This is a genomic window from Lysinibacillus sp. NPDC056232 (assembly GCF_042267565.1).
Lineage (GTDB): Bacteria > Bacillota > Bacilli > Bacillales_A > Planococcaceae > Lysinibacillus.
In genome coordinates this window covers 84,225-111,024 of the sequence record NZ_JBHJTF010000008.1, presented here as the reverse complement: position 1 = coordinate 111,024, position 26,800 = coordinate 84,225, and the positions used below count along the sequence as shown (strand labels likewise).

General features: G+C 37.3%; 23 protein-coding genes and 2 pseudogenes. 15 read left to right on the top strand and 10 right to left on the bottom strand.

What is annotated here, in order from left to right:
* Nucleotides 1-67: 67 nt before the first annotated feature.
* From ribH to ACFCYJ_RS08795, 9 genes are all read left to right on the top strand, one after another.
* Entirely contained in the window at nt 68-535 is a 468-nt protein-coding gene (ribH, locus tag ACFCYJ_RS08835) for a 6,7-dimethyl-8-ribityllumazine synthase (protein WP_376073415.1), read from the top strand.
* Between the two features lie 183 nt (nt 536-718).
* Nucleotides 719-2,164 (top strand): spore germination protein, encoded by a 1,446-nt coding sequence (locus ACFCYJ_RS08830; protein WP_376073414.1) that lies wholly within the window; start codon nt 719-721, stop codon nt 2,162-2,164.
* A 514-nt stretch (nt 2,165-2,678) separates the two neighbouring features.
* Complete coding sequence (locus ACFCYJ_RS08825; protein WP_376073412.1) at nt 2,679-3,983, top strand: sensor histidine kinase; 1,305 nt, start codon at nt 2,679-2,681, stop codon at nt 3,981-3,983.
* A gap of 638 nt (nt 3,984-4,621) precedes the next feature.
* The gene (locus ACFCYJ_RS08820; RefSeq protein WP_376073411.1) at nt 4,622-5,176 is read left to right on the top strand and encodes a histidine phosphatase family protein; all 555 of its coding nucleotides are present in this window, start codon (nt 4,622-4,624) and stop codon (nt 5,174-5,176) included.
* A gap of 20 nt (nt 5,177-5,196) precedes the next feature.
* Nucleotides 5,197-6,060 carry a GNAT family N-acetyltransferase gene (locus tag ACFCYJ_RS08815; RefSeq protein WP_376073409.1) on the top strand — a complete coding sequence of 288 codons (864 nt, stop codon included), beginning with the start codon at nt 5,197-5,199 and terminating at the stop codon, nt 6,058-6,060.
* 244 nt (nt 6,061-6,304) lie between these two features.
* On the top strand, nt 6,305-6,541 hold the full coding sequence (locus tag ACFCYJ_RS08810) for a hypothetical protein (protein ID WP_376073408.1): 237 nt from the start codon (nt 6,305-6,307) through the stop codon (nt 6,539-6,541).
* A 66-nt stretch (nt 6,542-6,607) separates the two neighbouring features.
* On the top strand, nt 6,608-6,829 hold the full coding sequence (locus ACFCYJ_RS08805) for a DUF2829 domain-containing protein (protein WP_376073407.1): 222 nt from the start codon (nt 6,608-6,610) through the stop codon (nt 6,827-6,829).
* Nucleotides 6,830-6,884: 55 nt separating this feature from the next.
* On the top strand, nt 6,885-7,640 hold the full coding sequence (locus tag ACFCYJ_RS08800) for a 3-oxoacyl-ACP reductase (RefSeq protein WP_376073405.1): 756 nt from the start codon (nt 6,885-6,887) through the stop codon (nt 7,638-7,640).
* Nucleotides 7,641-7,792: 152 nt separating this feature from the next.
* Nucleotides 7,793-8,302 (top strand): QueT transporter family protein, encoded by a 510-nt coding sequence (locus ACFCYJ_RS08795; RefSeq protein ID WP_376073403.1) that lies wholly within the window; start codon nt 7,793-7,795, stop codon nt 8,300-8,302.
* A 114-nt stretch (nt 8,303-8,416) separates the two neighbouring features.
* On the opposite strand, the gene ACFCYJ_RS08790 is transcribed toward ACFCYJ_RS08795, so the two are convergent.
* The 4 genes from ACFCYJ_RS08790 to ACFCYJ_RS08775 all read right to left on the bottom strand — a co-directional run bounded on the left by ACFCYJ_RS08790 (nt 8,417) and on the right by ACFCYJ_RS08775 (nt 15,109).
* On the bottom strand, nt 8,417-8,587 hold the full coding sequence (locus tag ACFCYJ_RS08790; protein WP_376073401.1) for a hypothetical protein: 171 nt from the start codon (nt 8,585-8,587) through the stop codon (nt 8,417-8,419).
* A 227-nt stretch (nt 8,588-8,814) separates the two neighbouring features.
* Entirely contained in the window at nt 8,815-11,949 is a 3,135-nt protein-coding gene (locus tag ACFCYJ_RS08785; protein WP_376073399.1) for a stalk domain-containing protein, read from the bottom strand.
* Nucleotides 11,950-12,373: 424 nt separating this feature from the next.
* Entirely contained in the window at nt 12,374-13,717 is a 1,344-nt protein-coding gene (locus ACFCYJ_RS08780; protein WP_376073397.1) for a TldD/PmbA family protein, read from the bottom strand.
* A 3-nt stretch (nt 13,718-13,720) separates the two neighbouring features.
* Nucleotides 13,721-15,109 carry a TldD/PmbA family protein gene (locus ACFCYJ_RS08775; RefSeq protein ID WP_376073396.1) on the bottom strand — a complete coding sequence of 463 codons (1,389 nt, stop codon included), beginning with the start codon at nt 15,107-15,109 and terminating at the stop codon, nt 13,721-13,723.
* Between the two features lie 273 nt (nt 15,110-15,382).
* On the opposite strand from ACFCYJ_RS08775, the gene ACFCYJ_RS08770 reads away from it, so the two are divergent.
* The 3 genes from ACFCYJ_RS08770 (at nt 15,383) to ACFCYJ_RS08760 (ending at nt 18,204) form a co-directional block, all read left to right on the top strand.
* A complete protein-coding gene (locus ACFCYJ_RS08770; RefSeq protein ID WP_376073394.1) occupies nt 15,383-15,610 on the top strand; it encodes a transcriptional regulator SplA domain-containing protein in 228 nt (75 codons plus the stop codon).
* 283 nt (nt 15,611-15,893) lie between these two features.
* A complete protein-coding gene (locus ACFCYJ_RS08765; RefSeq protein ID WP_376073392.1) occupies nt 15,894-16,823 on the top strand; it encodes an arginine deiminase family protein in 930 nt (309 codons plus the stop codon).
* A gap of 25 nt (nt 16,824-16,848) precedes the next feature.
* Nucleotides 16,849-18,204, top strand: coding sequence for an amino acid permease (locus ACFCYJ_RS08760; RefSeq protein ID WP_376073390.1), 1,356 nt, complete (start codon nt 16,849-16,851; stop codon nt 18,202-18,204).
* Nucleotides 18,205-18,336: 132 nt separating this feature from the next.
* On the opposite strand, the gene ACFCYJ_RS08755 is transcribed toward ACFCYJ_RS08760, so the two are convergent.
* The 3 genes from ACFCYJ_RS08755 to ACFCYJ_RS08745 form a co-directional block, all read right to left on the bottom strand.
* Nucleotides 18,337-19,110, bottom strand: a complete 774-nt coding sequence (locus ACFCYJ_RS08755; protein ID WP_376073388.1) for a YqcI/YcgG family protein — start codon at nt 19,108-19,110, stop codon at nt 18,337-18,339.
* Nucleotides 19,111-19,228: 118 nt separating this feature from the next.
* On the bottom strand, nt 19,229-19,456 hold the full coding sequence (locus ACFCYJ_RS08750) for a hypothetical protein (RefSeq protein WP_376073386.1): 228 nt from the start codon (nt 19,454-19,456) through the stop codon (nt 19,229-19,231).
* A 131-nt stretch (nt 19,457-19,587) separates the two neighbouring features.
* Nucleotides 19,588-20,025 (bottom strand): MarR family winged helix-turn-helix transcriptional regulator, encoded by a 438-nt coding sequence (locus tag ACFCYJ_RS08745; RefSeq protein ID WP_376073385.1) that lies wholly within the window; start codon nt 20,023-20,025, stop codon nt 19,588-19,590.
* A gap of 121 nt (nt 20,026-20,146) precedes the next feature.
* Here ACFCYJ_RS08745 and ACFCYJ_RS08740 point away from each other — a divergent pair, with 121 nt between their 5' ends.
* Nucleotides 20,147-20,734 carry an NAD(P)H-dependent oxidoreductase gene (locus ACFCYJ_RS08740; RefSeq protein WP_376073384.1) on the top strand — a complete coding sequence of 196 codons (588 nt, stop codon included), beginning with the start codon at nt 20,147-20,149 and terminating at the stop codon, nt 20,732-20,734.
* 264 nt (nt 20,735-20,998) lie between these two features.
* On the opposite strand, the gene ACFCYJ_RS08735 is transcribed toward ACFCYJ_RS08740, so the two are convergent.
* The 3 genes from ACFCYJ_RS08735 to ACFCYJ_RS08725 are packed head-to-tail and all read right to left on the bottom strand — an operon-like array spanning nt 20,999 to nt 24,512.
* Nucleotides 20,999-22,066, bottom strand: coding sequence for a HAMP domain-containing sensor histidine kinase (locus tag ACFCYJ_RS08735; RefSeq protein WP_376073383.1), 1,068 nt, complete (start codon nt 22,064-22,066; stop codon nt 20,999-21,001).
* The gene (locus ACFCYJ_RS08730; protein ID WP_376073382.1) at nt 22,063-22,740 is read right to left on the bottom strand and encodes a response regulator transcription factor; all 678 of its coding nucleotides are present in this window, start codon (nt 22,738-22,740) and stop codon (nt 22,063-22,065) included. Before ACFCYJ_RS08730 ends, ACFCYJ_RS08735 begins: the two co-directional genes overlap by 4 nt.
* Nucleotides 22,741-22,757: 17 nt before the next feature.
* Nucleotides 22,758-24,512, bottom strand: a complete 1,755-nt coding sequence (locus ACFCYJ_RS08725; RefSeq protein ID WP_376073380.1) for an ABC transporter ATP-binding protein — start codon at nt 24,510-24,512, stop codon at nt 22,758-22,760.
* 344 nt (nt 24,513-24,856) lie between these two features.
* On the opposite strand from ACFCYJ_RS08725, the pseudogene ACFCYJ_RS08720 reads away from it, so the two are divergent.
* Nucleotides 24,857-25,203, top strand: a pseudogene (locus tag ACFCYJ_RS08720) (MarR family winged helix-turn-helix transcriptional regulator); the annotation flags it as partial.
* A 241-nt stretch (nt 25,204-25,444) separates the two neighbouring features.
* Nucleotides 25,445-26,708 (top strand): annotated as a pseudogene (locus tag ACFCYJ_RS08715) (MFS transporter).
* Nucleotides 26,709-26,800: the final 92 nt, after the last annotated feature.

The following is a 26,800-nucleotide window of genomic DNA, read 5'->3' as shown; positions in this document are numbered from 1 at the left end:
CCCAGTCGGAACGGAAATCAACCCCACGTTATGATGATTAGACAAAATAAAAGAGGAGAGATTAAAAATGGTTAAAACATTTGAAGCGCAATTAATTGGTACGGATTTAAAAATAGCAGTAGTAGTAGGTCGTTTCAACGAATTTATTACGAGTAAATTATTAGACGGTGCATTAGATGGTTTAAAGCGTCATGGGGTAGATGAGACTTCTATCGACGTAGCATGGGTTCCTGGTGCATTTGAAGTTCCATTCATCGCGAAACAGTTAGCTGAAACAAAGAAATATGATGCAATTATTGGATTAGGTACGGTAATTCGTGGTTCAACAACACATTATGATTATGTATGTAATGAATCAGCAAAAGGAATTGCAAATGTGTCACTAACTACAAATGTACCTGTTATTTTTGGCATTGTTACTACTGAAAATATTGAACAAGCAATTGAGCGCGCAGGGACTAAATCAGGAAATAAAGGTTATGACGCAGCAATGTCTGCTATTGAAATGGCAAATTTAAAGAAGCTGATTGGATAAATCTTTCCTAATAATAGGTTGGGAATTTCGTAGCTAATTTATTCTGATAAAGATTTTAAACAGCATATATTCTTGAATATTTTTTAAAAGCATGGGGAAAATATCCGTAAGTGTATTTATGTTATTACTCATAAATGTACTAATTTGGAGCTGGTTCAGTAGGAGATGATGGATATTTCTTCAATGGAACAAGAGTTAAATTTGAAATCTTTGAAGTCACTATTTCAACGCTCTGCTGATGTGATATTCCAAGAGTATTTCTTTCAGCAACATAAAGTACATTTGATAAAATGTGAAGCGATGATTAATGAGCGGTTACTGCAGACCGTTATTGTGCAACGAGTTCAATCATTATTTACTGCAACATCGGAGGAAATGTTAGAAGAACATATACAAAACAATTTACGCGTTCCTCATCTTCAGAAAATATCAAGTAAAGATGATGCCATTACAAGAGTTTATAAAGGACATGTTTTACTCTATTTCGAAGATATGAATTTGCTGTATTCGAGTTATATCGCTAAAAAACCAAATCGAGAGCCTAAAGAAACAACTCTTGAATTAGTTGTCAAAGGTCCGAGAGATGATTTTATTGAGGATGTTTTTATCAATATTGCTTTAATACGAAAACGATTGCCGACTAATTCATTAAGTGTTGAGACATATGAACTTGGTAAAAGATCCAAAACAACCGTAGCTGTACTTTATTTTGAAGATGTCGTAAATAAAAAGATGCTTGAGAAAATAAAATTACAGCTGCAGCGAGTTGATACGGATATTGTATTTAGTGGAGATTTATTGATGGAAAGAATTGAGCAGAGTGCTAAAATTCTTCCTAGACATGATTATACTGGACGTCCTGATTTTGCTGTACAAGCTTTAAGTAGAGGGCGCATTATCATCATCGTTGATGGTGTATCGTATGCCATTATTACACCTGCCAATTCAATGTTACTTTTTAAATCCGGTGAGGATAACGAGTATCCGATTATTGTAAGCTCTATGGAGCGTTTACTACGCATAGTGGCTATCTTAATAAGTATACTTTTACCAGGTTTCTGGATTGCACTTTCAACCTATCATCAAGAGCAATTGCCATCCATCCTATTGGCAACAGTTGTTGAATCAAGAACGGGTCTCCCATTTCCAACTATTCTTGAAACATTAATGATGCTTTTTATGTTTGAATTATTTCGAGAAGCAAATATACATCTTCCCAATGTTATCAGTGGTTCCATAAGCGTTGTCGGGGGGTTAATTATTGGAGATGCAGCGATTAAATCGGGGGTTACGAGCCCTTCCATGATTGTAGTTATAGCTACTTCAAGCATTGCAGCTTTTACACTCGTCAATCAATCTATCGTAACAGCGATGAGTATTCTCAGGATAATCATCGTTTTAGCATCTGCCTTTTTGGGGTTATTTGGATTCTTCATTTCGGTTTTTTTCATACTTATGTATACTGCAAATATGCGAGTATTAGGTGTTCCGTATTTAAATATGGGAGCAGATTTAGATTGGCAGGACATTAAAAAATCTTTAGTTCGCCTATCTCCTTCGGGTTATCGTAAGCGACCGAAATTTTTAAATGTACAGGATGAGACAAAGACATCGAGTAGGAAAAAATAAATACTTATAATGAAGAGATCAGGTTTTTATTGGCCTGATCTTTTTATCATTTTCCGACAGAAGACTCCCACTTCAAAGATGGGAAGAATATAGTCTAAAAAGTAGGACGAGATAAATGTTGGTTGGTGATAGTCAAAACTTGCTTGTGATGATAAACTAAGAACTAATATTCTTATTTAGAGAGGCGAAGAATCCTGAATAGTATTTGGAACAGTATGTTTTAGATTAATGTATAGGGGTATATAGCGGGTATATAGCCATTGTTGTTCAAAGTTCTCTAAAATATCTTACGGCCTTCATCTGAATTACAACAGGAAGAATGGTTCACTACGCAAATGATGAATTTTAAACAACCATAAAAAAAGAAGTTTACTGTAGTATAATAGGGTTGTTAGATATGAAATTGTTTCCTTGGTTGGAAGTTTGATATGATGTCAACTAAGACTAACGATTTTTTATGTACAATTAAATTAAGACATTATTCATGTCTATAGATGAGGAAGTACCAGTTTGTATGAAAAAACGAAAAATAAAACTAATTTTAATACTATCCATTCTCTTATTAGTATTGTTTACAAGTTTAAACATTTTTATATCCTATATAAAAATGAAAAAGACAGTAGAAGAGTCAATAGCGAACCAAAGTCTGGAAGCGGCTATTTCTATTGCATCTTTAATTGATGTAGAGGCGTACAAACAATTTTTAGATAACCCCGAGAAAAACGATTATTATTGGCAATTGAGAAGCTACTTAAATGATGCAAGAGTAAAAATAGGTGCTTTATATGTTTATACATTAGATATTGTTAATCCACAGGTCTCCATAGCAATGATTATGGGTTTACCAAGTGATGTTGAAGGCTTTGATATCGGAATGGACTGTACAGTACCCGAGACACAAGTGCAAAAAGCTTATAATGGAGAAACATTTGCAACAGAAGTAATACAAGATTCTGTACATGGCTCCTACTTAACTGTTGGTGCACCGATTAAGGATGAAACAGGGGAGGTTATTGCATACTTAGGCATTGATATTAGTGCAGACACATTAAATGGCATTAAGGGAAAAGTGGTCGAAGACAATCTTTTTATCTTTATTTTTAATGGTGTATTCATTTTAATCGTGATCGGCTCTGTTTTCTTTTTACAGAGATGGTATCAAAAAGAAGTGGTAGAGGAAGTTGAAGCGACAGAAGATACATATCAAGCAGAAATTAAAACTTTAATCACGTCCGTGTCCTCTTTAAGACATGATTTCACAAATCATATACAAGTATTGCATGGATTTTTACAATTAGACAAACCTGATCAGGCAAAACAATATTTATCTTCACTGTCTAAAGAGGTTCAGGCTATTAATTCTCTCAAATTAAATATCGATCACCCTGGCTTGTCGATTTTATTGCAAACGAAAAAACTAACGGCACAAAATCATAATATTGAAATGGATTTCACAGTCACTCAGGATGAATTTAATAAAATTAAAACAACGGATTTAATCAAAATCTTATCGAATTTAATAGATAATGCAATTGATGCGGCAAATGAATTGCCTGAAGAACAACGTAAAATTACAATTTGCTGTAAAGCAGATGACACACAATATATATTTAAGGTTACAAATACTGGACCAAATATTGCAGAAGCAGGGCAAATATTTAAGCAAGGATTTTCCACAAAGAAACCAGAAAGTGGTAAAATAAGAGGGCAAGGCTTATTTATTGTGAATGAAATAGTCAATAAGTACGACGGTCAAATTACTATCGATTCATCAAAACATTTAGAGACAACCGCAATAGTAACTATTCCAATAAAGTAAATTTCGAAACTTCCTACAAAAAATTGTAGGAAGTTTTATTTTTGGTGGATAAACTATTTTGTTAATGAAATAAAAGTAGGGCTCTTCGGCAAAACGTGGGATTGATTTCCGTTCCGGCAGCGGCAACAGCACCGATGTTGGTCACGAAGGCGTTATCACAGGACGTGATGCTTTTAGCCTTCGTTCCTCTACCGCTAATCCCCAAGGAGTCGCCCAGCCTCCACTCCAATCAAACATCCCTCATAGTATGTATTATGGCATGTTACTTTAATTTATAGTGAAAAACGAAACTTCCGTAAAGGGGTATGTCTGTGAGAAAGCGAAGCGTCTTCAGCAAGAAGTGTTTTTTAGCGAGGGCGAGAAACCTGGAACGGAAATCACCTTCATTTAAAGCGTTACAATATTAACGAATATTTCCACGAGAATTTTGTTCAATGCTGGACTTCCTACAGAAAATTTAGGAAGTTTTTTTATTTTTTTAAAACTAAGTCCGCTATCGGCAAAGTGAAATATTTGCCAGTGAAATAACTCCTTCACTATGCGAAAAGCAGTTCAACTTTCACTTTTACATTTTTTGAGTCATTCATTTCATATAGTACTAATAATCGATGGTATTCTATTAGGGGGAGTTGAAATATTTGGATAAATCAATCCTTGATTTATTGAAAAAGGGAGGATTTGTTTTGTATACCAGGCATGGTCAAGCAACTGTCGGAGTAGATCAACCATATTTAAACTTCCAAGATTGTGCTACTCAAAGAAATTTGTCTGAATTTGGACGAAGGGAGGCCGTTTACTTTGGACAAATGCTACGCCATTTACAAATTCCGATTAGTTCACCGATAGTCGTAAGTCCTTTTTGTCGTACAATTAAAACGGCACAGCTCGCATTTCCTTATTCTTATATCCAAATTGACTCAATTGGATATGAAATTTATAAATTGGGTGGAAATATTCCTTTAGTTGAAAAAACAAATATATTATCAAATCTGCAATCGATGTTAGAAAGAAAGCCACCACAGGGTACAAACCAAGTGATCGTTGCCCATAGCTTTCCCGAAGGTGTTGGATTAGGGAATATTTCTAATATGGGAATGGTTATTGTGAAACCAAATGGTCCTGGAAATGGGTATGAAATAATAAAAAAACTAACTTTAGAAGATCTACCACTTTTAGGTAGTATCTCTAATTAAGCTAGGGATGGGAGAAAAGCATGGAAATAAAAACAGTCTCACAGTGCACTTTAGCGGAAATTTTAAAAGCTTGGAATAAAGGCTTTGAGGGGTATTTTGTACAAATAGAAATGAATGAAGAGGTGTTTTTAAACCGACTTGTTGGTGAAGGTCTATCACCAGAGCTATCAATCGTCGCATTTGAACATAATAATCCTGTTGGTATTGTATTAAATGGATTTAGATTAATGGATGGTAAGAAAACATCTTGGAATGGAGGAACAGGTATCTCTCCAGACTATCGCGGTAAAGGTGTTTCTCGTATTTTAATGGAAGAAACCATCGCCATCTATGAAAGAGAGAATGTGGAAGTTGCAACGCTTGAAGCGATAAAAGAGAATAAAGTAGCAATTGCGTTATACGAGAAGTATGGCTATACCATTACAAATCAATTGTTATTTTTAAGTGGTGAATATGAAGCAAAAGTAGAGAAGCCAATCGAAATTCATGTGGAAACTATTCGGCCAGAGCAGCTATCGCGTTTATCTTTTTATCAGGACAATGTTCCGTGGCAATGTAGCTGGCACAGTAATAAACAAGGAGAAGCTAAAGTTTTTTATAACGAGAATAATGAAGCGATTGGTTATATGTTATATAGAACTGTATGGGATCAGGAGGGAGCCATCGACAGCATAGTTCTTTATCAATTAGAGCTATTGGGGGATGGCAATGTTGAACATATTCCACATTTTATCGCAAGCATTACAAGACACAAAGTAAAACTGAAAACAGTTAATTTTTTAGCAAGTAATCCAGCCACGAGCTATTTGACGGAGAATGGGCTTGAAGTGAAGACGGAGCAAGTGCAAATGAAAAAGAAAATTAATAGTTTGCGTGGTGAGTAGAGAAAATTACGGAAGGTTTGAAATGTCAACGTAAGAGAATGGCGATGTTGATGAAATTGAATTAAGCTCTAGTTGTTCCAAGTAGTTTTAAAAAGAAGGTGTTTGTTAAGTTATGAGGAAAATACTCATATGTAATTTACTACTATTAGTATTGGTAGGGTGTACACCGGCTATAATTACTAATCCCACTGCGAAATCTATTCTTACAGAACATTATCAAGCGGATATTCTTCAGTATAATAATTTGATTTATATTAACGCTACAAGCTTGGGATCGATGAAACAATTAGAATATACGAAGTGTGAGAAGATAGGGGAAATTATTAAAACTACAAATTCCTCTAAAAATTTCAAAGATTTTTATGCTACTAAACTGGTAAGTGGAACAAAGATTTTCTCTACAAATGATGATAATACTGATACAATCATTGCGGAATTAAATGGGCAACATATACTTTATACGGTTTTACTTGAGGGCTAGGTTGTAAACAATTGTGAAATCCAGTATACTAATCCGATAAAGAATGTAAATAAAGGATGAATTTAAATGACGTTTGAAGAGATTTTACCACGCTTAAAGGCGGGAGAAAAAGTAATTCGTAAAGGTTGGGGCGGTGCTGAATTATATGTGAAGCTTGTTGGACAAAGCGAACATGATGGCGAGGCTTTGAATCCTTACTTTTTAATTAATGTACGTGGTGAGGGCTATACAATGTTTACACCGACAGTCTGTGATATATTAGCGGAAGATTGGATAATTGTTAATTAATCGGAAGAGCCATCTCAAATGAGGTGGTTTCTTTGTTTTTAGAGGAGAGAGATCAATGACGTTTGAAGAATATAAGGGTAAAACGGTATTTGTGACGGGGGCTGCTTCAGGTATTGGTCAAGCCCAAGCTATTGCATTTTTAGAAAATGGAGCAAACGTATTCGGGTTTGATCTAGATGAGCTAGGGTTAGGAGATCTATATCACCAATACCCTGAACAATTTGCCTATAAAGTAGGTAGTGTATGTAATAAGGACGATGTAGAGCAAGCATTTGAAGCTGCAATTTCAAAATTTAAGCAGGTAGATATTTTATTAAATACCGCAGGCGTTTTAGATGGTTTTGCAAAAACACTCGATACAGATGAGGCGCTTTGGGATAAAATTATGAATACCAATGTTAAGGGTACTTATTTTGTGACGAATACGGTATTACCCCATATGGTAAAACGAAAATCAGGCGTCATTGTTAATATGGCATCTATTGCAGGGCTTGTTGCTGGCGGTGGTGGTGCAGCGTATACAGCATCTAAACATGCGATTGTCGGCTATACGAAACAGTTAGACTTAGATTATTGTCGTGAAGGAATTCGCGCCAATGCCATTGCACCTGGGGCCATTCAAACACCGATGAATAAGGCAGATTTTGAAGGTGATGGGGAAATGGCCAAATGGGTCGCTAATGAAACGCCTGCTGGACGCTGGGCACAACCACATGAAGTAGCGAATTTAACACTTTACTTAGCAAGTTCGGCTGCTGATTATATTCATGGAGCTATTATGCCAATCGATGGTGGCTGGCTAACGAAATAAGATTGTTCAATCGTAAATTCTTCTGATATAATACGCAGGTAAGCAAAAATCTGCTTGCACTACGGCACTTCAGATAGGGCGAAAAGCTCTCTTCCTTTGGCCGTAGTTATTACTAAAATAGCGGATGTGCTATTTTACAAAGGAGAATAAAATTGAATACATCTATAGTAAAAGATTCAAGCCGTACTTCTGTAACCGAGCTTACAAAGACGGCACTCGTTGCAGCTTTATATGTGGCTGTAACTGTTTTATTGTCAGTCATCAGTTTTGGGGCAGTCCAACTACGTTTATCGGAGATGTTTAACTACCTGGCCCTCTACAACAAACGCTACGTATTAGCCGTGACTCTAGGAGTAGTACTCGCTAATTTCATGTCACCAACGTGGATATTAGATGTACCCATTGGTGGAATTGCGACATTCCTCGTTTTAGTTCTTTGCCGAAGAGTAACGAAAAATATAACAAATGATCTTGTGAAAATGGTTATAACTGCATTGATTTTTGCTATATCAATGTTCACCGTTGCAGGACAATTAACAATTCTCTATGATCTTCCGTTTTGGGCAACATGGTTTACGGTTGGAATCGGAGAGCTATTGTCAATGACTGTTGGTGGTATGACTATTTATTTATTAAATAAAAAAATTGATTTATCGAAATAGTTTTATGCATAAAAAAGCGAGTCTCTTTTATGAAGTAAGGGTGCTCAGTTTTGACCACAATCTTACCTAGTACACCTTGGGCCAAGTTCATCAGCTCAAATACTTCAGCCTGAATCAGACAATATAAACCTCATCGCCCGGATTCTTACTGGTATATTCCAGCATAAGATCCGGGCGATGATTCTTTTCGAAGAGGATCAAGACTCCCAGTTCTTTAGCAATATTCCGCAGCCGTTCGGTAAACACTTTTGGACCCTGCGCCTCAACAAATTGTATTTTACTCATCACTAAACCACCTTTTTCATAAATCTATGTCCACATTTCCCTAGATTTTGGTACTAAAGTTGTTCTTATTATTGTCCATCAACTGATTATCTATGTCAGTATAGACCAGACATTCATAGAAACAGTCGGAGGGCAAATGAGCTGTGCACAACAAGAAGGGACTCCTCTGATGGTCCATGAAGCACCACCTGAGGAGTCCCTTTTTGTGAAAAAGTATTGCTTATCTCTTAAGATTGAGTGTCAGATGGGGCAGGCTTTACCTCTTCTGGCGGAGTATTGTCTTTTTTAGCCTGAAGTTTGAACTGAGGAGACGGTTCAGATAATATATTATAACTATCTCCCATTTTGGCTAAGGTCATTACTACGGCATGATAATAAGTAGACGTATTGATTTCTTTACCGTATACATCATTCATTAAATCTAATGAATATTCACTGATTGTATTTATGTCCAACGAGATTGAAGTGTAATTCTCTAAAGAGACTTTATTCGCAAAAGAAACCTTGAAGTCTTCTACTTTATCTGTAGGAACCAAGAATACTCGATATCCTGTTACGTTATTTTCATTGCTTCCTTTATTAAAGCTAATCCGGATATCTTTATATGTGCCAGTATTCCCCACGTTAGAGAGACTTACTTTAGTTACTGCTTCTACTGCGGCGGAATTGGTTAACGTAATTTCATTCGAAGCATCAGACAATTTAAATGTGTAGGTTGAACTGCCTTTTCCAACTGATAATACGTAGACGTTATACGGCGTACCATTAGTGATAGATTTCCCGTCTATATCCGTTGCCTTAACGTTAAGAACCTGGCTAGTACTGCTACCAGAAGTACTTACGGCTGTATAATTTGGAGTCTGAATGTTGCTTGCTATTGAAGCATTGAATGGTTTATTTTTAGGTACAACCATAATTCGATATTCACTTATATTCGATGCATCATATGCATGATTGAACGATACCCGTAAATCACGGCCATCACCAAAATCACTTACATCACTTGCATTTACATTACTGACCGCTTGAACGGCTTTGTTCTTAGTAAGCGTAATCACCGACGAATCAGAAGATAAAGCATTGACGCTTGAAGAATTTCCATTCGCTACAGTCAATACATAAACACGGTAGCTTGTGTCCTCCGTAATGTAATTACCGCGAACATCCCGAGCCCCATCTAACGTTCTAGTTACCGATTTATTTCCGCCTTTGCTTTCTGTGATGTAATTAGAGTTACTATTAGCTTGTGATAGGTTGAAACTGCTGTAATAAGCTGTCGGTACGACAAAAATCCGATAATGATTGACATTTGTTTCATCGGAAGGCTTCGTGAACGTTACCTCTATATCACGGCCATTTCCATAATCACTTACATCAGCAACATTTAGATTGGTTACAGCTTGCACATTGATGTTCTTACCGAGCGTAATCGTAGACGTTGGCGAGGACAGCACATTGCTGCCGGAATAATTGCCATAGCCTACCGAGAGAACATAGACACGGTAGCTAGTGTCGTTCTTGATAGAATTGCCGCGCACATCTCGAGCATTTCCCGAGAGCGCCAGCCCGTAATTGTTATTTCCTGACTTATTCACAGTCGAATAATTACTGCTGGATACATTATTAGCATCCGACAGACTGAAGTTACTGTAATAGGATGTTGGTACAACCATAATGCGATAATGACTAATATTAGACTCATCCGCCGCTTTAGTGAAAGAGACATAGAGATCACGACCGTCACCATAATCATTCACATCGCTGGCAAGGAGATTTGATACTGCACCTACATAGTTGCTATATAACGTGATCGCGTTAGAGGCAGACGATAACCCGTTATTCCCTGAGTTTTTAGCTACGGCCATAACGAATACACGATAGCTGACCCCATTCTGAATGGCATAACCGTCTGTATCTCGAGTCCCTGAAGAGAGAACCTGAGTAATATTGTAGCCCGTCTTGTTCACTTGCGTGTAATAAGAGCTGGACAGACTGTTCGCCTTCGTCAATGTGAAGTTCGAATAGTTGCTAGCTCTTACAACAAAGATCCGGTAAGCGCTAATGTTGGACTCATCGGACACTTTGTTGAAGCTAACCCGCAGATCGCGTCCATCTCCATAGTCATTGACATCATCAACTTGAGTAATAACAGGAGTAGCCACTGTATTTGGACTAAGTGTTACTGACGAAGAAGCAGCTGACAGCTTATTAACAGCTGAATTTGTGTTGCTTACAGACAGAACAAACGCTGTATAAGGTACGCCGTTCTTAATATATTCACCGGAAGAGTCGCGCGAAGAAGAAGTCAGAGTTCCTGACAACGTACCGCCATTGCTTCCTGATTTACTGACTGTCGTATAGTAACTGCTAGATAAATTATTCGCACTAGTAAGGCTGAAATTGTTAGCATCCTTGGTCTTTACGATAAACACACGGTAATTCGAGATATTGTTGTCATTCTGCGGACGAGTGAAGCTAACCGAGATATCGCGTCCATCGCCGAAATCGCTAATATCGCTAATTTTCACATTTGTTACCTCTGTAACCGAAGACATGTTCGTTAGGGTAATCTTCTGAGAAGATTTAGATAATACGCTGGAATAAGAACCTTTTCCAACTGCAAGTACATACGCTACATAAGGCTGGTCATTTCTAATATAGTCTCCGTCCACATCCCGCGAACTTTGAGTTAATATTATAGAACGATCCGAGCCGGCAGGTGATACTTTCGTATAATTTGAAGCGGAGACCTTCAGGGCCGACGCCTGATTAAAGCTTTTTGAAGCCTTCACAACGAGAACCCGGTAATGATCCACAAGTGATTCAGTAGACGATTTGGAGTAGGTAACTTCCAGGTCACGCCCATCTCCTTGATTACCAATATCTCTAACCGACACATAGGTCGCTGGAGAAATACTGATATTGCTCGGAGTGTCAGAGTTAATAGATACTATTTGATTATACGAGTTCCAGTCAACATCCTGACCAAGCGCTTCACTAACAAAGCGTACTGGCACCATTGTTCTGCCATTTATTATCTGTGCTGGCACATCAAGCGTAACTCTCTCGCCATTAATAGTAGCTACCTTCGATTTAATCTTGAGAACTACCGTTGTGCCTCCTTTAATCCCAGTAACGGTTTGATTCTTTCGATCCCAATCTACGTATGCATCCAATGCCTCAAAGATTGCTCTAAGCGGCAGCATGACGCGCCCTTGAACCTTCACTGGCGGCTGGTCGGTCTTTAATTGAACACCGTCCACATAAATCGTGATGGCCTTTGCCGCTTGAGCGGTCGTTGGCTGCAGCAATATCGGTACAATAAGTATCGCTGCAAGAAACAAAGTCCAAATTTTCTTCATAAATTTCACCCCTCCTATATTAGTCTGGCATGATAGATATCATTGCATAATTAGTACGTACCAATAGGCAAAAAAGTTTCATATATTTACCTCTATAAGAAAATTTAACCGAGAAGGTGATGCCATCAGCTTTATTGGGCGATTTCCTATATGAAATAATAAATGTAACCTCGCTTAAGTGACGTATTATTCATAGTACGAATGAAGAGGTTTACATTTCAAAGATTATAAAACGAATCGTAATGTAGGGACGATGATTTTCTTCATTAGAACAGCTGGATCAGAAGTTGGCCGATGGACATATCTCCATCAAAGCCGATCAAATGCAATCAAAAAGCTTGTCGCAATGATTAGCGAAAAGCTTTGCCGAGAAGTACCATATATTCTAGCTTAATCTGTAATATGTGACTCATCTTTTTCCGTTTTATTCCACCGTCACTGATAGCTCCTTCACAAGGAGGGAAGGGGAGCCGTACCCATCTGGTAGGAAGTAAAGCTCTGAGCTAATTTCTTCGATATTATTTAAGAACTCAAAGAAGTTTCCGGCTATTGTCATTTGCTTCACAGGTGATGCAATTTTGCCATCTTGAATATGGAAGCCTTTCGCTGCGACTGAAAAATCACCAGAAACCGTATTCGTACCGGAATGAAGCCCTGATAAATCTGTAAGAAGTACTCCGTCGGTAACCGAGTTAATTAACTCGTCTTGTGATTTCTTACCAGTCGAAATATATAAATTTTGGGGCGCAATAGATAAAGTACCTTTGTAGGAGTCTTTATGTGCATGCCCAGTTGTCTTACAGCCGTCCTTTTTCGCCGTTTTTCTATTATGCAATAATGTTTGAAGCTTGCCATTTAAAATAATTGCCTGCTCTTTTGTTGCAACGCCCTCTCCATCAAAACTTGCTCCAGACAAAGTGGCGGGATGGAATGGAGCATTCAGCAATGTAATAGCCGCTGACGCCACTTTTTGTCCAACCTTTCCTTTTAATAAGGATTGGTCTTTTTGAGCATTTTCAGCTGACAGTATCGGCATAAAGGTACTTAATAATGATGCTGCCGCGTCTGCGCGTAGGATGATTGGATATTTTCCAGATGGAATTGACTTTTCACCAAGATTCGCAAGTGCTTCCTCGGCTGCTTCTTTAGCAATTTCATCAGCATTGAGAGAATGAAAATCACGAGTCATTTTCAAATAGCCACCCGTTTTTAGTTCCTCACCATCTTTAACTACTGTGGAAAGGAAGATGACTAGGCCGTTCTCCTTATGTGATAGGGAAAGGTTTTTACTATTCGTTAAAGAACGTTCAGTAGTATATTCTTCAAGAATACAGTAATCAAGCGTTACAATGCGCGAATCGTAGGCACGAATTTTTTGCTCAATTAAACGTAGCAGCTCAATTTTTTCAGGAATTTCGATCGTCTCTAATTCTTCATTGTAAAATTCATGCGGCATGTATTCATTACTTCCTTCAAAAATATCTATGCCCTCATTTTCATCTAGAACGTCTGCATTTGCCTTTACACTGTCGATTAAAAAGGACATCGAATCATCGTCTAATTTTTCTGTATAGGCGTAACCCATTTTTCCGTTATGCAGCCCACGTAGACTTAGACCTCCATCCTCAGACGTTTCATAGCTATCAATCTGTCCTTCGTAAAGCATACATTGAAAAGAGCTTTTTCGTTCAAAATAAACTTCAGCTTCTTTAAAACCGGCTTCTATCGCTTGATCTAGTAGTTTTTCTTGATATTCAGCAATGTTCATCAATTATTCCCCCTTTGTTCCACCAACTGTCATTTCGCTAACACGGATCATTGGCTGGCCAACATTGACAGGAAGACTACCACTAATTGATCCACACATGCCAGCACCGTGCGCAAGGTTATTACCTACATGATCAACTAGCTGCAATGTTTTTGCTCCGTTGCCTATAAGTGTTGCACCACGTACAGGACGATCGATTTTTCCGCCCTTTACGATATAAGCCTCCATAACCGCGAAGTTATAATCACCAGTTGATGGATTTACTTGCCCGCCACCCATATATTTTGCATAAATACCATATTCGGTAGATGCAATAATTTCTTCAGGTGTAGAAGTGCCTGGAGCGATATATGTGTTCGTCATTCGGGATGTTGGATTGAAGCGATAAGATTGGCGACGTGAAGATCCAGTTGGTTCAGCATTCATACGGCGCGCATTAAATTTATCAATCATGTAGCCTTTTAAAATTCCATTTTCAATTAAGATGTTTTTTCGCGTTTTTTCCCCTTCATCATCAATGTTAAGGGAACCCCATTCGTTTGGAAGTGTGCCATCATCAATATATGTAACAATATCAGGGGCAACTTTTTCACCAAGACGATTTGCAAAAACGGAATTGTTTTTCGCGACGGCAGTAGCCTCAAGTCCATGACCACAAGCTTCGTGAAATATAACACCGCCAAATTCATTATCAATGATGACAGGGAATTTTCCGCTAGGACATTCATCGGCATGAAGCATAGTGACCGCAATACGTGCTGCTTCACCAGCAAAGTGCTCTAAATCTAGATTTTCGATAAATTCAAAGCCTGCATGTGCGCCAGGACCATAGAAGCCAGTTTGCATTTCTTTGCCCTCGGAGGCAGTTGCCTGGATGGCAAGTCGACTATGAATACGCGTATCTTCTACAAATTTTCCTTCTGAGTTGGCGATTAAAACATGCTGCTCTTCGTCAAGATACCGAACTTTAACTTGACTAATACGTTCATCATAATTTCTAGCAATGTCATTAGCCTGCCGCATGATTGTTGCTTTTCTAGCATGTTCCACACTGTTTGGTAGAATGATAACGTTATGAATAGGCGTAATAATGTCTTTTATTAGTGGTTGAATTGTTCCGGTAGCACCACCTTTAATAGCAAGTGCTGCTCGTTTTGCTGCTGCCAGTAAGCCTTCCTCTGAAAAATCGTTTGTGTAAGTGTAGATGCTCTGAAGACCAGAAAAAATACGTATACCAATGCCAAAGTCACGTCCAGAAATACTTTGTTCAATTTTTCCACTTTGTAATGTACATTCATTGACAAACTTATCCTCGATGAAAACTTCGGAAAAATCGCCACCTGTTGAAAGGGCAGCTTCAAGTACATTTTCAATAACCGATTGTTTAATCATATTTTTCCCTCCTTTTCTTAAGTATACCAAATAATCGGAATGTTCAGTATTGTCTTATTTGGATCAAATCTAGTGAAATTTATCACATAAATTAATATATATTCTAATTGAGACGTTTTATGATACGAGCGTTGGTAGGTGGGGAATATTTCTAATGCCATCATGGATTATTAACTTCTTTCAGCGGATTAAATATCTACACGAAAATCAAAAATTAATTATAATTTACTTCTTCTAACACCAAACTAATGAAAATCAGAGGAAGGTGATGGAATGAAACAGCAGCAATATAGTGCAGGGGATATTGTTTATATTTTTTATCGTCATCCATATGTTCAGGAAGTAGTGAACATACAGGAAGCGGCAGTAGTGAACAATCCGGATTATCCAAAGGAGCTAGCGCTATTTCTATTTGAGACGTATTATCCGTTAACAAACGATATGTTAATATTTACAAGCGAAATGGATGCTGAGCAAGCTTATCATCAGTATTTTCATTGATAAAAGTTATGAAATGGAATTATTTTGTCGCGAGAGAAGACTAGTTATGATTAATAAGTTTTCTCTCTAAATCTTAATACGTCTCTTTTTTCAGTATTTACTGCGCTTTTTCCTAATTCCATCAAAGTCCTCCTCAACTTCCATCGTATCTCTTTTGCAACAATACCTCATTCTTATCATTTGAAATGGATACCATTAGTTCTGCTACCTATTTTGTCTGTATAATCCCAGTTTTGATGGTAACGCTAAGCTGAGATAGTCATGAAGAAGGGGAGATTACATTATGGACTCATTCCAAGCAAGTTGTTGGTCAGAGCATGAAGAGCTTAAGGTTGTTATGCTTTGTGCACCTACAATATTAGATGTAACAGATTCAACAATAGCTGAAAATGTAGGGTGGAGTGCTACTGTCAATCACGTAAAAGCAATGGAGAATTTCATGGAATTAAAGACAACGCTAGAAAATGCGGGTGTCAAGGTTATTGACTATTCGAAAGAGCTAACAAATGATGAGAAAACAGTAAGTGAACAGCTTATAAATAGGTACTTTGTACGCGATCTAGCCTGTGTTTTAGGAAATAGTATGTTCCTTGGAGAAGCGGGCAGCTCGCTAAGGCGTCCGGAGTATCCACATGCGCACTCATTATTAGAAAAGTGGTTTCCAGAAAAATTAAATAAGCAACCTTCTACTGCTTTAGAATGTGGAGATGTGATGATCCTAAATAAGGATGCTGTGCTTATTAATATTGGCATGAGAACAACATTAGAGGCTGTGGAAAGTATCAAGGGTCGTATTTTCCAAGAAGGATTTTCGGAAATTGCGATTATTGATTTGCCGAGACGCTCCGATACACTTCATTTAGATATGAATTGTAATGTGGCGAACGCTAATCTAGTAATAGCTAAAAACTTTATGCGTTATTTTCCTGTACACGTGTTCACAGCTCAAACAAATCGTTTTGCAATGACCGAGCAATTTTTAAATCGCCATGGCTTTGACGTTTATTGGCTTGAAAAATATAATACAATCCCTGATATCAATTTTATTAATCTTAATCCCGAAACACTGTTAATTAGTAAGCAAGCCTCGAAGGAACAATGGACGAAGCATCCGCTATTGCAAAAAAAGAATTTGATAGAAATTGAAGTCTCAGAGCTTGAAAAAGGCGGTGGTGGCATTCGTTGCATGACATTGCCGTTGTTAAGAAAGTAGCAAAAAGGCAGGAGGGTTGATCAAAATGACATCTAAAACAAGTAAAGGGAGGTTGTCTTGGTGGCAGCTTTCGCTTCTAGGTATAGGTTGTACACTAGGAACAGGATTTTTTCTTGGGACAAGTATGGCTATTCATAAAAGTGGTCCTGCTGTTTTAATTCCTTTTTTGTTAGCTGCGATTGCTACGTATATTGTCTATGATGCTCTTGTTAAGATGTCAGTTGACAATCCAGATAAGGGTTCATTCCGTACTTATGCAAAGCAAGCTTTTGGAAATTGGGCAGGATTTAGTAATGGCTGGATTTATTTGATTTCTGAGATGCTCATTATGGGCAGCCAATTGACGGCGCTTGGTATTTTTACAAAGCTTTGGTTTCCTACACTTCCATTATGGGTTGCTGCATCTATTTATGCTGCACTTGGATTAGCCGTTATTCTTATGGGTATGAAGGGCTTTGAAAACTTTCAAAATATTTTTGGTGCGTTAAAGGCAGCAGCGGTTGTCATGTTTATTATAGTAGCGGTTGTATTAATAATAAAAGGATTCAATACGGAAACAACTACACTCGATGCACTGCACGCAAACTATGAAGAATTTTTCTCACAAGGTGTGAAAGGAATTTGGCTTGGACTGTTATATGCCTTTTATGCATTTGGTGGAATTGAGGTTATGGGTTTAATGGTCATTGATTTAAAAAATCCTCAAGAAGCACCGAAAGCCGGAAAAGTGATGCTTATTGCTATAACTGTCATTTTTCTAATGGCTATTATGCTTGCCTTGGCACTTGTTTCTTGGAAGGATTTTACTATTGAGGAAAGCCCATTTATAACAGCGCTTAACGGTTATCACATACCTTTTTTTGCAGACATTTTTAATGGCGTTTTAATTATTGCAGACATTTTTAATGGCGTTTTAATTATTGCAGGCTTTTCAACAATGGTAGCCTCCTTATATGCGGTCATAACGATTCTCATTACATTGGCAGAGGATCATGATGCTCCAACGGCTTTAGCTAAAAAAGGGAAGATGAAGGTCCCATTTCCTGCATTTCTCTTTTTAGCTAGTGGTTTAATCATCACTATTGTTATAGGCTTCCTCATGCCAGAAAAGATTTTTGAATATTTGGTTACAGCTGCAGGCTTAATGCTGATATATAACTGGCTCTTTATATTAGTGACCTATATGAAGCTAATGAAGTTGTCAAAGTGGGAGTATGTGAAGAATGGAATAGGGATGTTGCTCATTGTGGTGACGGTGTCTGGAACGTTAGGGGAAAAAACAAGCAGACTCGGTTTTTTCGTGAGCCTGCTTTTTATCATCATTATTGGAATAGCGACTTGGATTGTAATGAAAAGGCAAAAACACAGTAAACATGTTTAACTTCTTTCAGCGGGTGTCCAAACATCCGCTGAAAGAAGTTAAAGCCTCCGGCGGATGTCACGGAATCGGAAAGGAGTGCTTTGTGCTAGCACAAAGCCGATTCTGGACGCAATTATGCCGAGGCATAATTGATTATTGTTCTTTGTTCTGTGGAAAGTGCAGAGAATGTTGCATACGTAAAAAAGGACATTTCGATGGACTACTATTATCATCACTTAAAAAATATTGCTTCCATTCATAACTACCTTCTTGCCCGTACCATTTTAAATCAGGATGAGCAGAAATAGCATCATATTCGTTAATGCGTTGACGAATAAGTTTCTTTAATTTTCGACCAAAGACAGTTGAGTCGTTCATTTCTTCAAATATCCAACGTGGCTGAAATGCCATTAATAAAGTAGAAAAATTACGACTCTTACGCAATTCATGTGCGGGTGTTGCACAAGATACAAAATAAGGCTCACCGTTAAAACAAAATTCCCATTCATTGTGCGATGGATCGGTTGGAATTTCCTTTGGCCAATCGATATCATCAAATTTAGTTAAATTGTTTAAAACGAACCAAAATAAATTTCTATAATCTTCAACATCGAAATTTTTATGCATATCATTAGGGGTTTTGAAGAAAATGGTATGTGTTGTATATTTACCAAACGTTTTAGCGCACTTATCGTATTCCTTTAAGCAGAGTGCTAACGTCTTTATCGATTGCTCCTCTCGTGGATCTCCGATAAAACTATAGCGAAGCTCGTTCGATAAAAAACCTTTTCTAGCTGGAATACAGGGAAACGTATTTGCTTCATCTGCAACCATGGCAGCGAAGTCGGTATATGCTGACTGTTGCCATAATGGAAGTGTTTCAAAATGTTCTTCTATCCACTTCTTGTCTAACACGGCTACTTCCACTTATGTCTCCTCCTTCTATACATCTTTATACTATTAAAAAAAGTGTAAATGAGTGACGATGTATGGCATTAACGTTTTTTGAATTACGAAAATAAGGTAGTTACACTAAATAGGCTCATTACCATAAAGTGTGGTTGATTGCCGTTCCGACTGGGCGCTTTGTTGTTGCTGTCGCTACGCTTTCGCACAGATAAAACAATTGCTGACGCTTCGCTTTCGCACAGAGCAAAGCTTCCTGGGGGCATCCGATGAGCCGCTTCGCATTGTTGCAGGGTCTCGTGCCAACAGATGTTTTTTGTACGAAAGCGTAGTGATAAAGTAGCGACAGCGACACGATGTTGGTCACGAAGGCGTTATCATTTTCATAGCTAGTCTAGGAGAGAAATACCCAGGTGTGGAACACTTTCTATGTCAATTTGATAAATAATGAAAGAACCTGCAATGCTTGTCTTATCGTGAAAAGCATGCAGGTTCTTTTTATAATTTTGGATTAAAGACCTTTTCGTCAAGAATGTTTAATGCATGATGAATGTCCTCTAAATCTTCTTTAGATGCATGTTGGATAAGTTGTTGAAAGCGCTCTTCTATACAGGCGAATGCTTCTCCCATTATTTTTTCTCCATCCTCTGTAAGGCAAACATAGTGCTTTCTTCGATCTTCGGTATCACTAATTTTTTCAATAAACTTGCTTTCCTGTAGTTTTCGTAATTCTCGGCTTGTATTAGGTAAGGACATATGCTGGCAATCACTAATTTCAGTAGGTGTAACTGGCTGACTTACTTTTATATATTCTAGAATTTTATATTGTACTGGTGTAATATTATCGATTTTTACGTTTTGAGTTAGTTCGTGCGTTACTTGATGTACCGTTGTTGTAAAAGCTACGAACTGATTAAATAATTCTTTTTTGTCCAAATGGGTTCACCTCTTACTGACAAGATAACAAAAAACTTATCTTAAAACAATTATCATTTGACAACTAAAATAAGGTGATTTATTATTTTGTTATCAAATGATAAGTAATGGAGGATGCAAGATGAACACATTAATTATTTATACATATCCCAATCATAAAAGTTTGAATTATGCTTTTTTACAGGAGGCTATTAAGGGCTGTCATGACAATCCGCTCATAAATGAGATTCAAGTAGTAGATTTATACGAGGAACAATTTAACCCAATTTTAGTATTTCATGAACATAAACGCCGTCGTGATATGTTTCGTGATCCAAAGCTTGAGAAATATCGTGAACAAATTAAGTGGGCTGATAAAATCGTTTTTGTTTATCCGATATGGTGGGGAAGACCACCAGCAATGCTTCTAGGGTATATTGATCAATTGTTTGCGGCCAATTTTGCTTATAAAGATAAAAAGGGACTATTTCCTGAGGGGCTACTAAAAGGAAAATCAGTAGTGTGTATTTCGACAATGAAGGGGCCAACAAAATATCCACTATTATGGCTAAATAATGCTCATAAAATATTAATGAAAAGAGCGTTATTTAATTTTGTTGGCATTAAACAAGTGAAGTTTTTTGAATTTGGCAATATGGAAAGTAAAAAGGGGAGACAAAGTAGAAAACTTGAAAAAGTTTATCAATATTTTAGAAAAGTAGCTTACTAGTCCATCTGCCTAATAGACTCGTGCAGACGAAAAAAGAATCTGTTATTCGTTTGCACGAGTCTGATTTATCTTCATTCAGTAGAAGACTTCCACCTCTGAAGGCTGTGATGTATATGGTTTCTTTTCAAGAGTGTCCAAACAACTACTGAATGAAGATAAAGCCTCCGGCGGATGTCACGGATTTTGAAAGGAATGAATTGTGCAGGCACAATTCAAAATCCGGACGCATTGTTTATCTGTGCGAAAGCGCAGCGACAGCAACAATTACGCCGAGGCGTAATTGATTTCTAGAGGCAGTGTTACAAAAAACGTTGTAAATTCAGCAGGCTTGCTTTCAACAGTAATGGTTCCGTTATGCATATCGATGATTTTCTTTACGATAGATAGTCCTAAACCACTTCCACCATTCTCAGCCGTCCTTGACTGGTCAGCCTTATAAAATCGTTCGAATACATGCTTTTGTTGTTCCGCCGTTAAACCAATACCATTATCATGAATGGCAATTGTGATTGTGTCCATTTGCTTCGTCATAGATATTGTTATAATGCCAGCAGCTGGCGAAAATTTAATGCTGTTGCTTAGTAAATTCATCCATACTTGATTCATTAAGTCCTCATCAGCCATTACCGAAATGTTTTCTAATTGCATATCCATGTCGATATTTTTAGCTAGCCAATTTGGTTCAAGCGTTAGTACGACATTGCGCAATTGCCTATCAAGTCGGTAATGATCTGGCTCGAAGGGGTGATGTTGTGATTCTAACGAAGTAAGCTTTAGTAAATTGTCACTAATTTTTGATAGTCGATTACTTTCCATCTCAATGATGGCTAAATAATGCTGTCGCTTATCCTCAGGGAGGTCCATGTTTTTTAATGCTTTAGCAAAGCCATTAATAGATGTTAGAGGTGACTGTATTTCATGAGACACATTCGAGATAAATTCTTGGCGCATTCTTTCTATTTCGCCTAATTCGACCGCCATATGGTTAATGCCATGTATTAATTGACCAAATTGATCTTCGTCATCTGCTTTAAGATCTAATTTGACAGTAAAATCACCTTTAGCAATCCGGCTTAATGCATCTACAATCGTATTCCAATAGTTCCGTTGTCTTTTTAGCCCAATTAAAAAGGTGATGATGACTGAGCAAGCAAAGAGAACAAAAACACCAACTACGGTCCATAATTGAAGCCAGAAACCTTGTGGATGTTTGCCTAACCAATCATAAAGCCAGGACGTTATGTGGTAGGAAATAAAAGCAAATACGATGCTAATGATAAGAAGAAGCATTAAAGTTAAAAAAAGCTTTAAAAAATTTTTAAGTCTTCTCATGAAACAAGTTCCAATCGATAGCCTAGGCCGCGAATTGTACGAATAGAAAATCCACTTGTTTCTTGAGGAAAACGTTGACGAAGTCTTTTAATGTGAACATCGACTGTACGTTCATCCCCTTCATAGTCGTATCCCCAAATTTCTTCGATTAGCTGTTCACGTGAAAAAGTTTTTCCAGCATAGCTTGCTAACGTAAATAATAGTTCAAATTCCTTTAAACGAAGTGTTAAAGATTCACCGTTATACAAGACTTCATGTGTATTACGATTTAACTTAATATTGCCGGCTTCCACAAGTTGAGATAGGGAAATATGGTATCTTTTAAGTATTGATTTTACACGGACGATCAGCTCTGCAGGCTCAAATGGTTTAACAAGATAATCATCTGTTCCAAGATGAAAGCCCTTTACCTTTTGTGAAGTTTCTCCCTTTGCGGTTAGCATTAAGATTGGTAGATTATCATTAAATGAACGTATTTCTTCGCATAATTTCCAGCCGTCCATATTTGGCATCATAATGTCCATGATAATCATATCCACCTTATCAGCATCCAATTTGGACAGTGCATCCACACCGTCCGTAGCTTCAATTATCTCTAAACCTTCATTTTGTAAAAATACCTTAACTAATTCTCGAATATGCGCATCATCATCTACAACTAATAGTTTTGTCACGCTAACAAATCCCTTCGTTATTCCTCTTTAATACGTAATTGTTGCTTGGCAAACTCTCGATACATATCATGAGTCTCAAATAGAGAATCATGTGTGCCGCTGCCCGTAATATGTCCTTTCTCCACAAAAAGTATTTGATCGGCATCTACTACTGTAGAAAGGCGGTGTGCAATGACAAGCGTTGTTCTACCTTGCATTAAATTATCTAATGCTTTTTGAACATAGATTTCTGATTTACTATCTAGACTAGATGTTGCTTCATCTAGCATTAATATTTGAGGGTCGCGTAAAAGTGCTCTGGCGATAGAGATTCGTTGTCGTTGACCGCCAGAAAGCTTAATGCCTCGTTCTCCTACCTCTGTATCAAATTGGTCTGGTAGTTCATTGATAAATTGATCGGCATAGGCCATTTTGGCAACTCGCTCAAGCTCTTCATCCTGCACTTCTCTATTAATACCATAGCAAATATTTTCACGAATCGTACCAGACAGCAGTGCACTTTCCTGAGCAACATAGCCGATTTGGCTTCTCCAAGAGTGTAAGGAGTACGTGTTGATAGGGGTTTCACCAAGTGTAATACTTCCGTTAGTAGGCTGATAATATCTTTCTAACAGAGAAAATGTTGTTGTTTTCCCTCCGCCACTAGGTCCGACGATGGCCGTAACTTTACCTGGTTCAATGGTAAAATTAATATTCGATAAAATTAGGTCCTCTCCATATGCAAAGTCAACACTTTTTACATAAATAGGTTGATCCACTTTTTCTATTGTTTTTCCTTCAAAAATATCTTCTTCTTCATGCTCAAGTAATGCACTAATTCGCTCTGTAGCACCCATTGCTTTTTGAAGCTGTGTAAAGAACATTGTTAATTGGGTCATCGGCATGATGATCTGGATTAAATATAAAATAAATGCTACCATGTCTCCAGCTGTAAGCTCTCCTGAAGAAACTCGTACACCGCCATACCCAATAATGGCCACAAGGACTGACATTAAGACAAACGAAATGAGTGGCGAAATAAGAGCATGGATTTTAGCTTCTTTTAAGCCAAACGTAAAGAGGTTTGTAATGCCTTTCTTACCACGCTCATATTCTATACTTTCGGCATTTGACGCTTTTACTAATCGTGTTTCTGGTAAAACTTGATTTAACACGGATGTGAATTTTGCTGTCTCATCTTGCATTCCTTTTGAAATAACAAACATACGTCTTCCTAACACCATTAAAATAATCATAGCAAGCGGAACAGCAATCAGCATGACTAAGGTCATTTTCCAGTCTAAAATTAATAGAATAATGATTGACCCAATAATAGAAATAACACCTGATAAACAGTTGGCAAGGTGTTCCGTAATGAGCTCCTTGACAACAGCTGTGTCATTCGTAACACGACTTAATGTTTCACCTGTATCGTTCTCATCATAATAAGGAATTGGTAAATGAAGTAGCTTTCTCCATAGCTGATCTCGTAATGTCGCGACAACATGATGTCCGACACGATTTAAATAATAAATAGAAAGGCCACTTGCAATTGCCTGTGCGATAAAAGCAATGCCTAACAAAATAATTTGCCAATAATCAAGTGATGCTAATGAAAAACCATCGACTAATTTTTTTGTAAATAACGGTACGATAAAGCCTACACCTGTAGTTGCTAAACTCATGATTAATGCAATAATTAAAAGCGATACTGGTGGCTCAGCTTGTTTCACTAGGCGAACAAAACGTCGCCAATCCGTAAGTTTTGTCGTATCTTTTGATGTCTCCTGCAAAGTAAATCCTCCTTCAATTTCATCAACAATAAAATATGAATCTTTTATGTTACTAACTATAGCATGTCTTTATGAACTGAATATGAAATGGGTAAGAGATGATGATTGTGATTGAGATAAATTCGATCTATTCTAAATTTTTTAGTGTAAGTTCAAAACAAGTTCCTTTTTTTGGAGAAATATCATACAATATTATAAACCGACAGTCGGTCTATTGAAGAAGGGTGTTTTAGATTATACAGTGAAATTAATGTAAACTCCTCAGATGATAAAATGTTGAGCGAGTCGCCTTCTTTAAACTGTATGCTGGATCTTTTTTAATCAGCTTGTCTACTCATACTAATGGTACAACTAAGCAAACTGCGAATAAGTTAATAACGAGTCTTGTGAAAAAAGGATATGTCCAAACGATACCAAGTAAATTAGATAAAAGATCGATCAATGTCGAGATTACTTTAGAGGAAAAAAAGCGTTAATTGCTTGTTCGGAGAAGTCTACTTACTTTTTAGCAGATATCTTTAAAGACTTTTCAACAGAGGAAATTGAAACATTGTGGAAGCTATTGCAAAAACTCTATCGTTTTGACGGTGAAGAACTAGATGGGTATGAAGAAACGGTAAATATGAAGATGAAGAACGTCATGATTAAAGGAGATACATCATTTTTTTATCAACAAAAAGCAAGAGACTGAACAGAAGTTAAAAGAAAAAGTTTATCTTATGAATCGTAAAATAAAGAAATCTACGTATGACGTTAAGGAAAAATTTCATCGGAAATCAAAAATTAGTCGCACTGGTTATGAGTATTTTTAGTAATGTCCTTCTTCTTGCGATACAAAAAAAATTATTTTCTTAGACATTGCAAATCGACATTTTCAAGAGTGTCGTGAATGTTAGTTACTTTAATAGTTCTAAAAGGAAGGGGGCAGATGAATGGAATCACAGATTAAAAGAAAAGGCTTTTCAAAAGACTTTAACCTGATGGTGATTGGGCAAATTATTTCTATTTTAGGATCTGCGCTTTTAAGGTTTGCCTTATCACTTTATGTACTAGATATTACAGGACGGGCAGATCTTTTTGCAGTACTATTTGCGATATCGAGTGTCCCGATTTTACTAGCGCCGTTTGGAGGAGCAATTGCTGACAGATTTAATCGACGCAATTTAATGGTGATTTTTGATTTTATGAGTAGCATAATTGTTTTTATTTTCTTTGCAATGCTAGCGATTGGTAATAGTTCCGTTTGGCTTATAGGTGTTGTGATGGTACTGCTTTCCTTTGTTAGTGCTATGTATGCGCCTGCAGTGATGGCTAGTATTCCAGTTCTTGTAGAAGAGGAAAAGCTTGAGCAAGCCAATGGAATTGTTAATGGTATTCAAGCATTGTCTAATGTAGCTGCTCCTGTATTAGGAGGAATACTATACGGTATGATTGGCTTAAAAGTGCTTGTTGTGGTGAGTGGTGTGTTCTTTTTTCTTTCTGCCATATTAGAAATGTTTATTCATATACCATTTATTCAACGAGAGAAGAGCGGACATATTATTCCGACGCTTGTCAATGATTTGAAAGAGGGTTTTAGCTATGTAGTGAAGCAATCTTTTATATTCAAATGTATGATTTTAGCGGCATTATTAAATTTATTATTAACACCGCTGTTTGTCGTAGGGGTTCCGATTATTCTCCGTGTTACAATGCAAAGTAGTGATACATTGTATGGAGTCGGGATGGGGTTAATTGATTTTGCTACAATTTTAGGAGCTTTATCTATGGGGTACTTTGCGAAAAAAAATGGGTATCAATAATTTGTATATTTGGATTTTCATCACTGCTTTATTGATTGTCCCAATGGCTCTATCGGTCACACCACTGCTGCTTAATATTGGCTATTACCCATCCTATACTTTATTTGTAGTTAGCGCACTTTTAATCGCTATGATTATGACGATCATCTCTATTTACGTTATTACAGTTGTTCAAAAAGAAACACCTAATGAAAACTTAGGGAAGGTCATGGCGATTATCATTGCTGTTTCACAAAGTATGGCACCAATTGGGCAAATATTGTATGGCGTATTATTTGAAGCATTTAGTGTTAAAGTCTATGTTCCTATTTTAATCATTAGTATTGCTATGGTAGTGATGGCAATTGCAACTAAGAGAATTTTACGCTTTGAAAAGAGCGAGGCAGCTAAATGATTCACTTTTATTGTTAGTTATACAAAACAAATAGATAATGACCACTATTTCCGTTATCGGCGGACGATCTACTTCTACTTATCGTACCTATA